Origin of the sequence: Acinetobacter sp. RUH 2624 (genome assembly GCF_000162375.2) — a bacterium.
In the GTDB taxonomy this organism is placed as follows: domain Bacteria; phylum Pseudomonadota; class Gammaproteobacteria; order Pseudomonadales; family Moraxellaceae; genus Acinetobacter; species Acinetobacter nosocomialis.
On record NZ_KI391939.1, the window covers coordinates 1770311 to 1784647 of the forward strand.

Consider the following 14337-nt stretch of genomic DNA (forward strand, 5'->3'; position numbering starts at 1 on the left):
AATTGGTTGTACGATAGATTTTAGGTGTAGGCTTCTTCATCTGGAAATTATATTACTGAAGAAGCCTTCAAGAATAGCTTTGTGCAACAAAGCCTCGTAAAAATAAAATTCCGCTGCATCAATAACATGTCCCTCATCTGTTACATCATTCATAAGTAAATAACTTGACGTTTCTTGGAGGCTAGAACCCTCACCTCGTATAGCATCTTTAAGGATGCTAATAAATGTATACCTTCCAGTAGATGTAACAAAATAGTCCATGAAAAAAGATAATTCAGGGTCTGCTTCGGGATATTTTTTTAAGATTTCATTTCGATTCGTTCTCAACCACTCAATCATATATTGCATCACACCCCCTATAATCCCCTGCTTTCTATATACCAATTTATTGTTAAATTTAATAAACTTCTGAAGAATAAAAATCATCTCTTATTTCATTTCATTAATTTCCATTACATTACTTCTCAGATTATTTCTAACAAACACATTAACATAGTTATATTCTTACATCTCCATTTTGCATTAAAATAATATTTTCAGAACCAAATCTTTCTTTTATAATTAGCGCAACCTTAAAAATATTAGAAGTTGCGCTTTTATTATTTAAAGAAATTAAAAAATCAGCCTTGAATGAAGCTGGAATTCCAACATCTTCATCAGCTATTTCTTTTTCATAACCATTTAAATCATCAGCCTCATAAATTATAAAGTCATAATTAAAATAACTAGGAAATTCAAACTTTATAATCTGATTAATTTTATCTGTTTCTTCTTTAGTGAAAGCACTATAAGCATGTATATGTATACTCAGCTATTTACCTAACTTCATTTTAATAGGCTTTCCATTCCATCACTATTCAAAAACTTATTAAGCCATCTATTTTCAATTATAAAGAAGTCCAATATATTTTCTATTAATTTTATTATTAATCTCATACTTCTTAAGATTATAATATTCCACTGGACTATAATACTACAATTCAAATTCAATATATTGATCATTAAAATTTACTGCTAACCTCTTCATTTAATTTCACCTTAGTTACGTCTATTCTGATACCTTTACTATTCGCATATTCAATTGGTTTTTGAATAGCATCTTTATAAAGTGTTTCGTCAAATTTGTGGACAACCCAAAGCTTGTCCACATCTCTTAATAATAGTAACTAAAGTAATCTATAAATTAATAAATACTTGTACACTTCTCATAGGCTAAGCGTACCGCTTGTCCTAGTTCTTCATCCGTTGCATTACATGGAAGAATAATTTCATCAGCTTTACTTAAACCTGAAAAACTATAATCTAATCCATCTTGATGAGAGGGAGAAATAGTATAATTTTCATTGAACTCTACACCTACTTTTCTCATATTTTTAAACAATGTTTTTTTTGATTTATATCCAAATTCAGCTATTAATTTCTTAGTCCTTTCTTTCATAAATATATCTAATTCAGGAGAAAACAAAAAATCTTTGACACTTTCTGGTGGAATCTTTTTCCCTGCATCTAATGCTATTTTAATTGACTTTCCTAAAGTCGAATTATCAATATCGAATTTCAAAACTAAAGGAATAAAGTCTAAATTAAATACAGACATTCCACCATAATTCCATGAAATAATTTCAATATATTTGTCATTAAAGTATATTGCTGCTCGTTTCATATCATTTAACCTTTGTTACCTTGATTTTGATACCTTTACTATTTGCATATTCAATTGATTTTGTAAGAGTATCTTTATAAAGTGTTTCGTCAAATTTGTGGACAACCCCAAGCTTGTCCACATCTCTCGAAAATAGTAACCAAAGTAATCTATAAATTAATAAATACTTGTGCACTTTTCATAAGCTAGGCGAACTGCTTGCCCTAGTTCTTCATCCGTTGCATCATTTGGAAGAATAATTTCATCAGCTTTACTTAAGCCTGTGAAACTATAATCTAGTCCATCTTGATGTGATGGTGAAATTTTATAGGTATCATTGATATACGTTATGCTTACTTTTCTCATATGTTTGAATAATGCTTTTTTTGATTTGTAACCGAACTCTGCCATTAATTTTTTATCTCTTTCCGTCATTAGGCTGTCTAATTCCGGAGAAAATAAAATATTCTTAACATTCTCAGGAGGAATATTTTTCCCTGCATTTAAAGCAATTTGAATAGACTCACCCAAAATTTTATTTTTAACATTTGTTGATAGTTTGATTGGTTCAAAATCTAAATTTAAAAGCCAACATCCACCATCATTCCACGATGTCACTTCAATATATTGAGAATTAAAATATACATTTACATGTTTCATCTTATTTCACCTTAGTAACTTTAATTGTAATGCCTTTCGTATTAGCGTAATCAATTGACTTCTGAATTGCATCTAATTGGCTTTTACTCGTGTTAACAGGAATAGCTAACTGCATTTCCTTTGACTTAATTTTATCATTTGTTAATTCAAATCTTCCTTTATTATCTCCAGTAAAATTATCCATCTGATCAATATACTTATTAATCTGAGACGTAATCTTTTTCGGATCTTGATAGGTTTTAGCCGCTGTATTTAAAGTTTTATCACTTGTAGCCAAACCTGTTGCAGGATCAAAGTGATCAAATGCTTTAAAATTCGACTTAATCGAATTTAAGTCAATCGTTGTTGCAGGCGAGGTAGATTGAATATAATTTTCCCACGGTTTCCCCTGTTCATTAATTCCTTTACCCCACGTCATCCCCACACTATCTGAACTAAGGACTTTACTATCCTTTAAGAATACCACTCCCGGTAAAACACTGCTTACCCCATCAACTGCTGATAATACCCTTTGACCAGTGGATAGTTGAGTACCACTTAATAACGTTTGCCCTGTCGCTGCTCCATAAATCCCTAATACCGAGTTAGCCCCAGGACTAAAGAATGACATATCTTCAATTGACTTTGAAAGCTCCTGTTTATGCGTTACGTAGTAATAAACTTGATCAGCGGCAGGTAAAATTTCTGCTTTAAGCACGCCATTTTTGTTTACTACAATATACTTAAGGCCCGATCCATCAGATTTAGGGTCAGGATTAGATATGATATCTCCTGGTTTATAGTTCTTACCATTTAATATGAGTTCTTTTTGCGCATATTTCATGGCATCCAATGCATTTTCTGTCAATACAGTTTTTAAACACTGTGCATTACCTTTACATGCAAATTCTCTTTGGAAATATTCATTATTTTTTTGTTTATCTATTTGCTTATTAGATGTTAAAACACCAAATATATTATTCTCCACCGCATTCTGCGCAACTTGCCCACTTTGAACTGTAGAACTAATATCACCCGTCGTTGCTCCAACTGCACTACCTGCTAAACCTACAATAGAACTAATTGTAGATTTCTGATCTGCTGTGAGGTCTTTGGCATCTTTTCCATACAAGAAACTCGATAATATTGGTGCCGCTGCCTCTGCTCCTCCTGCTGAAAGTCCCGCAGTCATCGCATCATTTCCACCAGCCGCGGCAACTGCTGCACCAAGAACGGTATGAGCTAAAATATGTGCAGCTTCTTGACCACTCGTGAGTTGACCATTTGGATTATTACTCGCTTGTTCTTTGAAATATTGTCCAATCTGATAGCTTGCCGCTGGACTTAAGGTTGCAGTCGCTATACCTAGACCTGAACTTGTTGTAGCGGATAAACCTGTTGATATACTGTCTAGTAATACGCCTAGTCTTTGATAATTTTCAACTTTGTCATTATAAGCATTCAATTGGTCTTGCTCTTGTTTACTTAAGCCTAGACCTTGTTTTTGTTTGTCTATAATAGATTGATTTTCTTTTTTCGCATCATCAATCTTCTTATTGATCTCAGCTTTTGCTTCCTGACGGTTCGCATCAAAGTTCTTCGTTACGTCCATTTGCAAATTAATTTCACTTTGAACTCTATCTTTATCAAAGTTATTTTGCAGTGCTCCACTATTCTCACGTGCAGTATCTGTGGTTACAGACGTCAATATCTCAGATTTGATCTTTCCGGCAGTTTTACCTATTAACGCTTGCTGGCCTTGTTCATCTCGAATTGTAATGTTTTGGGTATTCACACTACTCTTGGTCACACTACTGTCTTTATGACTGTCTAGGCCAAACCCAACAGATTTACTTACCCCTACTGTTGTTGAAGCGTGTTGATCAATTTTGTTTGGTGTCGAAAGTACCGTGCCAGGTTCTTTGTTACCTGCCGTACCACTTTTCCCGGCATTAAAACCACCACCTACAGAAATACCCTTGGCATCATATTCAGTCACATTTTGAATGTTAGAAGATGTTAAAGTTCCTGTATCTAGACTATTTTTCTTCAAGTTCTCAGCAGTCTGAGTCGACGTAATAATTGCACCTTTCAAGTCAGTGTTTTTATTTACCTTAATTTGGTAACCGTCCTCCCCTGTAAATACACCTGACTGCTCATTTACAGATGCATAATTCGCATCTACATTAGACTTGCTAAAGCTTCCAGATACATTGCCTCCACTAAAACCTACACTCACTTGTGCTGACATATTCTGTTGTTTGCTCTTGTATGTCGCTTTGTCCTGTAAGCTTTCAACATTTAAGTTATCGGCTTCAATCTGTACTCCTTTACCTTGTACTTGTCCGCCAATAATATTCGTCGTTTTTCCGCTTGTTATCGTGGTTAGACTATCTTTAGAACCCACATGGCTATTCACATAACTTGTGTCGGTACCATTACCCTTACCTTTACCCAAGTTACCGCCAGCCGTTACACCAAAACCGGTTTGGTTACTTACAGTAACTCCAGCATTCCAGCCTGCACTTTCATTTTTACTTTCTTCAATATGGTTTTGTTCTGCTGCTTTAATATTGACATTATTATCGGCAGCCAAGCGTGTGCCTTGTTGCCCCAACACATCTGAACCAACAATATTAATGTTCGATTGATCCCCTGCGCCTGTGGCCACAATAGATGTACGTCCGCCAGCATTGACCTGACTTTGACTCGCAGTGGTACTTTGTGAATGGCTTGTTTCAGTATTTTTCTGTTCACCATAAGTCAGACTAACACCAACTTCTACACCACCATTGAGTGAACCTGCATTTGATAATGCACCTTGTAATGAACTTAAAGCCTGTCCAGCCTTATAAGCATCAAAGCCAGCATTGGCTGCTGCCATTGCATTCACACGATCATTCTTGCTTTGACCAACCTGCTTAGCAGACTCCGCTACACTTTGTACAGCCGAGACTACGGGAACATTTACTGCAAGTGTTAAACCTTTCTGTTGCATCTCATGCTTATAATCACTTGTGCTTTGTTCTTTAGCAGCTTCAATATTGACCTGCTCTGCCAATATATTCACATCGCCTTTCTGTGATGAAACGGTACTTCCCGTTTGCTGATAGGTCTTACCCGCTACAATATTGGTATTACCGTTTAAGCTGCCTACTTGAGAAACACTATTGGTGAGTTGTTGTTCGGTTTTTAAAGTAGTTTCCTGTTTTTTACCTAAACTAAAACCAATGCCACCCGTAGACATAAGACCAGAGTTTTTAACAACACTATTGGTTTGACTGTTGTATTGGTTCTGAGCTCCCTCAATATTTGCATTGTCTTTGGCTTGAATCTGCGTCAACTCATCAGAAACAATATTACTGCCACGGACATTGATATTTCCTGCATCCAATAGCACTTTTTTGCCTTCAACAATGCTACCGACCGCAACATCTGAACTACGATGACTAAAGTCACTGGTCGTAGAGCTACTCAGCTTACCTTTCTTACTAAAGCTTGACTGATCTTGTTGATCAAGTTTGTTTCGGCCCTCTTCAATCTGTAACTGTTCTTTCGCCTGTAACGCAGTTAAGCCTTCTGAACTACTAATTTGTGAACCATGAATCTGGATATTGTTTCCTTGTAAGCTTAAATCACCTTGGCTCTTAATCTGGCTGCCAACTTCGACTTGTCGTGTATCTAAATGATAAGCTTTTGAGCTACCCACCACATTGTTGGTCACTTCCGTATTCAGGCTACCGACTTTAAGATCACCGCCCGTACGAATAATAGTTTGTCCACCGCTATTATTCTGGATATTTGCAGCCAATATACGAGTGTCACCTCCAACATTCATCACTAAGGTTGGCTGATCGCTCAACGCTTGCTGTTGTGCTGAACCTACATAAAGACCAGCAATTCGATCTATTCCTGTCCAGCTATAGTTGCTCTGGCCTAATGCATTTTGACGGCTCTGTGTGGTTGACTGAATATTCAGGTTACCTTTTACCTGCAAATTCATGGCTTGATCGGCCTGAATCATACCACCAATATTATTTAAATCTTTTTCAGTACCAAGGCTAACTACACCACCACGGATGTTTCCAGCAAGGTTGTTTAAATTCTGGCTATTAATTTGAACAACTTGTCGTCCAGCAATTGTTCCCGCGTTGGTCAAATCTTTACTTAAATTGAGCTGAATACTATCGGCACTAATTAAAGTTCCATCACCTTTTAAATCCCCCACACGCGCTTTAACATAAACTTGCGGGACTAAAGCTTTGGTTTTTGTACCATCTGGTAGGGTAGTTTCTTTTTCTACCAACCAAACAATATCGCTGCTTAATTGCGCCATTTGTTCTGGAGTAAGTGCAATACCAGGACGTAAGTTGTACTGTTTTGCATAGCTCAGCCCATTATTCATGAGCGCCTTATATTGTTCCTCATCGGAACCATATCCTTGTAAAAAACGGTAGCCAGTTAGTTGAGCAACTTGGTCTTGTACCATACGTTGTTCATAGTAACCATCACCCAATCTTTTTTGTTGAAGCGCTGGGTCAAGTCCTAATGCATTCAACATATAATCTGAAGATAACCAGTTGCGATAGTTACTAAACGCTGGATCTGTCTCAACAAGGTAGTTAGCACGGCTGTCCGGATTTTTACTATACAACGCATTATTTGGGACTTTAACGTTAGCGTTGTTGGTGCGAATCTCGAAACCACTACCATCAATCTGTGTTGTTTGCCCCTGAACAGAGGCAGCCTTAGTATCAGTGTTTTGAATTTGATCGACTGCACGATTACTCATGGCTTTATGATCGGTAGTGTTTGCCCCGACTACGCCTTCAAGCTGTGCCTGACCTGTTTTAATTTCATTTGATTGAATACGATCAGATTGAGCTGCAGTTTGTTGAACAGTTTCTGTTTGATTAACCTGTGTATTTTGCTGACCAATAATAGTAGATTCATGGTTTTGACTCAGCGCCTGTTCAGCCAAATTGTCTTTATTGACTTGCTGGGTTTGGTCTTGCACTTTAACAGGCGTCGCACTGGTTGGATTTTCATAGATAAATAAATCCACCCCTTTGGTAACATCTGCTGGGTTATAAGCCTGTTCAGCAGAAGCCCAGACTCTATCGTGCCCCTTGCCACCATAACTGCCATAACTTGGTGTTACCGTTCCTTCTTCATGTGTAATTTTAGGACCTTTGGCATCGACATTGTGAATTGCTTTGGCATCCCCAATCAGCTTTTGACCCACCATAATTTGGCTTTTGTCATTATTAATTGTGCCTGTGAAACTTAAATTACCCCCTGCACTGATCACAGCAGGTGCTGACTCATCTGCTACAGTCGTGGTCGTAGTTTGCGTACTTTTCACATTTTCATAATGGTCAGTACTATAGAGCTGTCCGTTATAAACGACATAGCCCTTAAACATGTTGCCAGCAGAGCTATCGTCATAGTTATTTACAATGAAGAAATAACCATCAGGACGACTCAAATAATCCTGCATCGTTGCGTTGTCATAGGAAGTCACAAGCTGTTGTGCAGGCTTTAATTTAGTAAATAAATCTGGATTCTGGCTATAGATTTCCTGAGTAATTAAGGACTGAGGGCCAGGGTTATACCATCCGGCACGCGAATCTGAAATATACATATTCCAGTAATCGAGTTGCTCAGTGGTCTGCTGTTGTTTGGTTGTAAAAAAGACATTCTGGTTATTAACAGTATCAGCATTCAAGTCGATATTGCCATTCGCGTTAATTACAGAACTTCGGTTATTGACTTGCTGCGCAGTTCCTTGAGCATGCCACTGTGAGTCAAGCGAACCTCCTATACGCAAGTCTCCCATGGCAATAATTTGCGAACCACTTTGATGATTTAGGTTATTTTCAAGATTGTTTAAAACCTGTACGCCCAGATCCAGATCACCTCTTGAGGCAATGACTGGCGCTAAACCATTGAGGCTTTGGTTATTTAAAGTATTCGCCTGAATTGCAATATGGTCACCATAAATACGTCCGGCAATATTATTGAGTTGGCCTGCCTTAACATATGTATTTGAACCATTAATGAGTCCATAATTATTGAGCACACCTACAGATTCAAGTTGAGTTTGCTGGCTTTCCAAACTGCCATCTACAGCATTTTCAATTGTATTTGCTAAAATAGATAACTGTCCGTTGCTTTTGATTGCACCATGATTGGTAACTTTACCTTTAGAGCTAAGGTTTAAATTTCCCTGTGCCTGCAACTGACCTTGAGCATCTTGTACATAATCATCATTGAGCTGAAGATTTAGCTGTCCCTGACTTAAGACCTTACCATCGCCTGTTAAACCTTTGGCCAGAATATTTAATCCTGCAGTTGATGAGCCTTCTTCACCTGCAATAATAGTCCCTTGCTGATTGTTTACAATTAGACGATTATTGTCTTGCTGACCTTGTATTGTTAATTGATCAAGACTGCTAATTAAGCCTTTGGTATTGTTTAAATTATCTAAAATATTTAAATTAAGTTGCTGCTCAGCGGAGATTCGCCCAGCACTATTATTTAAAGTACTAGCGGCTATTTCTATTTGCCCTGCCTGAATACCTTGGTTCTGGTCATTGTTTGAATTATCAATATTTTGACTAACAATTTTGACTTGCTTTGCAGCACTAATGAGGCCCTGCTGACTATTATCGAGTTGGCTTCCGGTCATCAGGCCTGTATTTAGACTAATGTTTCGGTTAGCACTGATTTTGCCTTTCTGATTATTAATCGTACCTGCTTGTCCAACACTGTCGATCAGTAAGTCTTGTCCACTGGCTAACAAGCCCGCATTACTGTTATTCACCTTAGGCGCTTGAATGGTTAATCCATTTCCAGCAATGACCTGACCTTGTTCATTATTTAATTCGGACGTTTGTAATAAGACTTGTCCTAAAGATTGAATACCTTGGGCCAACTCTGGCAAGGTAGCATTTAAATAGGTTTGTCGGTTATCAATCAGTTGCACGGCGTTTATACCAAGATCACCCTGTGCAGTGATTAGACCTTGCTGATTGTTCAGACTATTGGTACTAATCTGTAATGTATTACCGCTATTAATCTGTCCATTTTGGTTATTCAGGCTCTGCTGGTGAGTATCAATCTGAATTTTGCTTTGATCACCTTTAGTACTACTAATCAAGCCTTGTAGACTATTATCAAGGCCCTGTACATCGAGGTTAATCGCTTGATTCGCCTGAATCTTACCACTCTGATTATTCAATGCTTGCTGAGTCGTCTGGATATTTACGCCCGCATCTACCGACCCAATTTGACCCGCTTGGTTATTCAAAGCAGCACTTTGAATCATTAATTGTTGTTGTGCTGCGATTAATCCCGCTTGGTTACTTAAGGTGTCTTGGCTATTAAACTGAGCATTTTTGGCAGCAAGAATTTGTCCCTGATCATTCAAAATGTCTTGAGCTTTTATATTTAGATCACCACTGGAATGAATATTTCCAGACTGGTTATCGAGTCGTGATGCTGTGTTGAGGTTAAGACCTGCTGTGCCTGCGGTCACAATACTGCCCATATTGTTTTTTAACGCACCAGCCTGAATTTCAAGATTATGATTTGTCTGAATCTTGCCATTACTATTGTTTAGAAGGTTTTTAACAATTAATTGGTTAACAATATTGTCTTGTGTTCCAGCCTCAACAATTTGACCTGCTTGATTACTAAGCTGCTGTGTATTGATGTTAAAACCATTGAAGCTAAGTAGCGTTCCAGCATCATTGTTTAACTCGGAACTATTCGTTTGCAAACTACCAGCAGTTTTGATATTGCCCTGATTATTATTGAGCGTATTAGCTATAGCGAGTATAAGTTGGCTGTCTGTTGTACCAGATTGGATGAGACCATTCTGGTTATTTAAATTATTGGCATTTATTTGTAGTTTTTGGCCTAGACTGTCAATTTGCCCGTTTTGATTGCTTAAATCACCTGTCAACAAAATTTGAGTGTGATCTAAACCTGTTTGCTGGATATGTCCTGACTGGTTATTTAAGTCTTTTGCATTAATTTGAACTTTATTCGCCTTTAAATTGGCTTGTTGAGTATCTAGCGTATCTGGAGTGGTTAAATTAAGTTGCTGTGCGGCCTGAATCGTACTTTGTTGAGCGCTCAATTGACCAGATTTACTGTTGAGCGAAATATTTTTTGCTTGAACAAGGCTTTGGTTTAAGACATGACTCGCTGCCTGACTACTTAAATCACCGCCCGCGATCAGTTGCCCCTGCGCACTTATAGCACCTGTAGCATCAATGTTAAGATTACCCTGATTTGCTAATGAACCATCTGATGTTAAACCAGCAATAATGCTCCCTGCAGAAGTCTGGGTCAGTGTAGCCGTCTGTATATTTAAGTTATTTTGAGCAGCTAACTGTCCAGCATTTTTAAGATTTTGAGCAACTTTGAGTTGTTGATCTTGGCCGGCATAAATCAGACCACTATTGTCTAATAACCCAGTCTGAACATCTATATTTTGTGCTGCCTGAATAATACCAGCCGATTTACCCTGCTCAACACGACCATTAATCAACTGATTATTAATATTGAGTGATACATCACCAGTTTTAGCAGCAATTACTCCTGAACTATTATCTAAGTTTGATGCAGAGAGCTTAATATCCTTAGCTTGTATCTGCCCTGACTGGTTATTAATTAACTGATCTGTTGTAAGCTCAAGCGTATTAGAACTAATTATACTACCTTGTTGGTTGCTTAGCCCCTTTCCAGCTTTCAATGTAAGCTGGCCTTCACTCACAATGTTACCCAAATCATTTTGAATATCGTTTTGACTAACAATATTTAACTGTACTGGTTGTGAGGTTGCTTCATTTTGAGTGACTAAGATATTCCCACTTTGGTTACTAAGCGAACCTGTTTGAATGTCTAAGCTATGGTTACTTTGTAATACACTTCCTTGATGTTGGTAGTCACCATTTACACGAATTGAACTTTGACCATTTACCGCACTAAACAACATTTCACCATTACGGTCAGTAAATTGGTTGGCTTGAATATTGGCTTGAGTAGCAGACACTTTTGATTGGTCTAATAGTGCTTGATCGGTCGTAAGTTTAAGTGCGCCATTAGTTCTCAATTCAGCCTTTTGCGCATGGATATTTTGTATATCCATATTTAAGCCAGCTTGGCCCGAATGCAGGATCACACCAGAGTCACTATTTAAACCCTGTGCTTGAATATTTAACTGATTTGCATTTGTGAGAATACGGCCTTGCTGGTTATTAATGACTCCCTGAACAGTTAAATTCAGGTCATCTGACGCAGTGTGCTGAATCAAACCTTGTTGGTTATTAATATCTTTCCCAATGTTCAGATTCAATTTTTTCGCAAGAATTTGACCACTCTGGTTAATCAGACTTTGCTGGCTTTGTATTGCATTTAATTGGATAGTGTCAGCCTGCAACATACCAGACTGATTATTTATATCTCCATCACGAGCTGTAATATTTATATTTTGAGCTGCTGCCGTTCCTTGCGATAAATCTACATTTGCCCCATCTAAATCAATATTATGGCTTGCCAGTAGTTTTCCGTGATGCTCAAGTGCCTGCTCTGTTTTAATATTTAAATCTGCTTGAGCATTTTGATCTTGCTCACCTTGAGCATTGATACCGACCGCAATAACACTTTTTTCATCACTAACAAGACGCTGACTCGTTAAATCAATATTACCGTAGGCTGAAAGAATACCTCCTTGCTGTGTCATAACACCTGTATTATTAATTTTTAATTGTTGATCAGCACGAATATAGCCCTGATTGGTGAGTTGTTGACTATCAATTTGCAGATTTTCATGACTAGATAACGTACCGTTGACTGCATTATTTAAAGATCCAGTTTGAATTTTTAAACTTTGGTCGGCATAAATCGTTCCAGATCCGTTATTTAAAGCCTGATCTTTGTTTTGAATCGTAATATTTTTTGCAGAAATTTCACCTTGGTCGTTATCTAGACCAAAAAGCGAACTATCCAAGTTATTATTAGTGACTATTTTTCCTTTCTGGTTATTCAAATGACCTGAAAGATTAAGTTTTAATAATTGTTCAGCCTCCAGATCACCCCCACTGTTGTTTAGGCCCAATCCCTGTAAATAAAGTTCAGACGAACTCGCGATCTGCCCCGCTTGATTTAGAATGTTTCCGCTCGAGATCATACTAATATTATTCAAGGCATTAATTTTACCGCCCTGATTATCAATCGACTGGCTATTTACATCTAAAGAAGTGAGTGATTGCAGTAATCCTTGTTGGTTACTAAAACTTGAGGTTTGGATATCAGCACTTTTAACTGTGAGCTCACCTTGGTTGTTATTAAAGCTATTCCCTTTAATATGAATAGCACCCAGATTAAGTTGACCGCCTTGGTTATCTAGACCATTTTGGCTGTCTAAATCTACACCACCATTGGCAATGATCGCCCCTTGGTCATTATTTAGTTGTTCCTTAACATGAATATAACCTTGGTCATAAGTTTTTGGGGTCGTATCTATTGGAGTAGCAACTTCTAAACTTCCGCCATCTTTGGATGGATCAGTTGGAACTGTCGGAACACTGCCACCTGTCGACCCGCCAGTACCACCACCTGTGGTATTTTTAGCAATTCCGATTTTACCACCAAGGTTTGTCATTGAACCTGACTTTAAATCTAGCCCTTGCAAACCTGTTTGTTCGATAGAACCACTATTTTTTAGACTACCCACATCAATAACAAGGCGAGCAGCATTCAATGTGCCACTATTACTCAAACTATTTTGTTGATTAAGACGTAACTCATCAGCACTACTGATTAAACCAGAGTTATCTAGATTTTGACTTTCAATAGAAATTTGTGAAGTTGCGCTACTGACATTACCGGTATTTTTAGTATTTTGAGCTTTCAGCTGTACCTGATCTTTATTCGCGATCAAGTTACCATTATTGACCAAATCACCATTTGCGTTCAGCGTAAGCGTACTTTGAGTACTATTTATCGTACCTGCGTTACGTACACCTAACCCTTGCTCTGTTCCAACTAAAAAGATTTTTCCAGCATACATGCCACCCAATTGGCCTACATCTAAAGCAAAGTTTGGCGGAGGTGTGGTTGTGGGTCCTGTTGTTGCCGTGATTTGAGGAGCTACTTGGTCTTTGACTTGAATATCATTTTGTCCAAGTACCGTATTAAGTTCATTTGCATACAAGCCTGCATTGACTTTTAAAGCACGCGCATAAATATCTGTATAGGGAGTTAAACTTCCGTTTAAGCCTTTACCTTCAATCGTGACCTGCCCCTCGCGGACGCGGAATGATTCAAGATAACCTTGGTTCATCACCGCTTGACCTGTAGTTAAAGTAAAACGGTCTGCGTTAATCACACCACAGCCATCACAGATCAAACCAGATGGATTCGCAATAACAACTTGTGCTTGTTTTCCGGCAACCTCAATATAGCCTTTGAGTTGACTTGGATTATTACTATTCACTTCATTCAAAATAACCTTGGCTTCGCCTTTTGCGAGCCATGGGTTACCTTGTACCCAGCCTCCTAATTGGGTTTGGGTGTTATTACGTGAGTTATTTAAAATAGCGCCTTCTTGCCCAACATCAAATTGAGTATAGGTATTACGTGAAACACCCCCAGCGCTTGGTGTCTGAATATTGACCTGAGTTGTTCCATTTGCGCTATTTAAAATGGTCGGTTGCTGCGATGTAGGTGCACCTTTATCGGCAATAATCTGAGTTTCAGCAACACTGCTCATTGGCAAGCTAATCACCAATGCTCCCAAACAGCCAATTACAGCAAAATTAAGTGGATTGAGTTTCTTATAATGAATAGGTAGAACCGAATCTATGGTCGAATCTGTTCCGATTTGTCCCTGACTTTGCCCTGCTTGTTTGGTTTTACTTTTTACAATTTCAGCAACAGCAATAAACATACCGCGAGCATGGCTAAAAATAATACGATAACGGTTCTTATTCATTCTAAAATCTCACTAAATCTTTTTTTAATAAAGTTGATTAAGTTCTGGA

General features: G+C 37.9%; 3 protein-coding genes and 1 pseudogene. All 4 read right to left on the reverse strand.

The window, feature by feature from the left end:
• Window positions 1–93: 93 nt before the first annotated feature.
• Window positions 94–348, reverse strand: a pseudogene (locus HMPREF0014_RS15060) (hypothetical protein); the annotation flags it as partial.
• Between the two features lie 835 nt (window positions 349–1183).
• Window positions 1184–1663: a contact-dependent growth inhibition system immunity protein gene (locus HMPREF0014_RS15065; protein ID WP_004886299.1), complete on the reverse strand. Its 480-nt coding sequence runs from the start codon at window positions 1661–1663 to the stop codon at window positions 1184–1186.
• 156 nt (window positions 1664–1819) lie between these two features.
• Window positions 1820–2302 (reverse strand): contact-dependent growth inhibition system immunity protein, encoded by a 483-nt coding sequence (locus HMPREF0014_RS15070; protein ID WP_004886298.1) that lies wholly within the window; start codon window positions 2300–2302, stop codon window positions 1820–1822.
• A gap of 1 nt (window position 2303) precedes the next feature.
• Window positions 2304–14288 (reverse strand): hemagglutinin repeat-containing protein, encoded by an 11985-nt coding sequence (locus tag HMPREF0014_RS15075; RefSeq protein WP_006581100.1) that lies wholly within the window; start codon window positions 14286–14288, stop codon window positions 2304–2306.
• Window positions 14289–14337 lie beyond the last annotated feature (49 nt).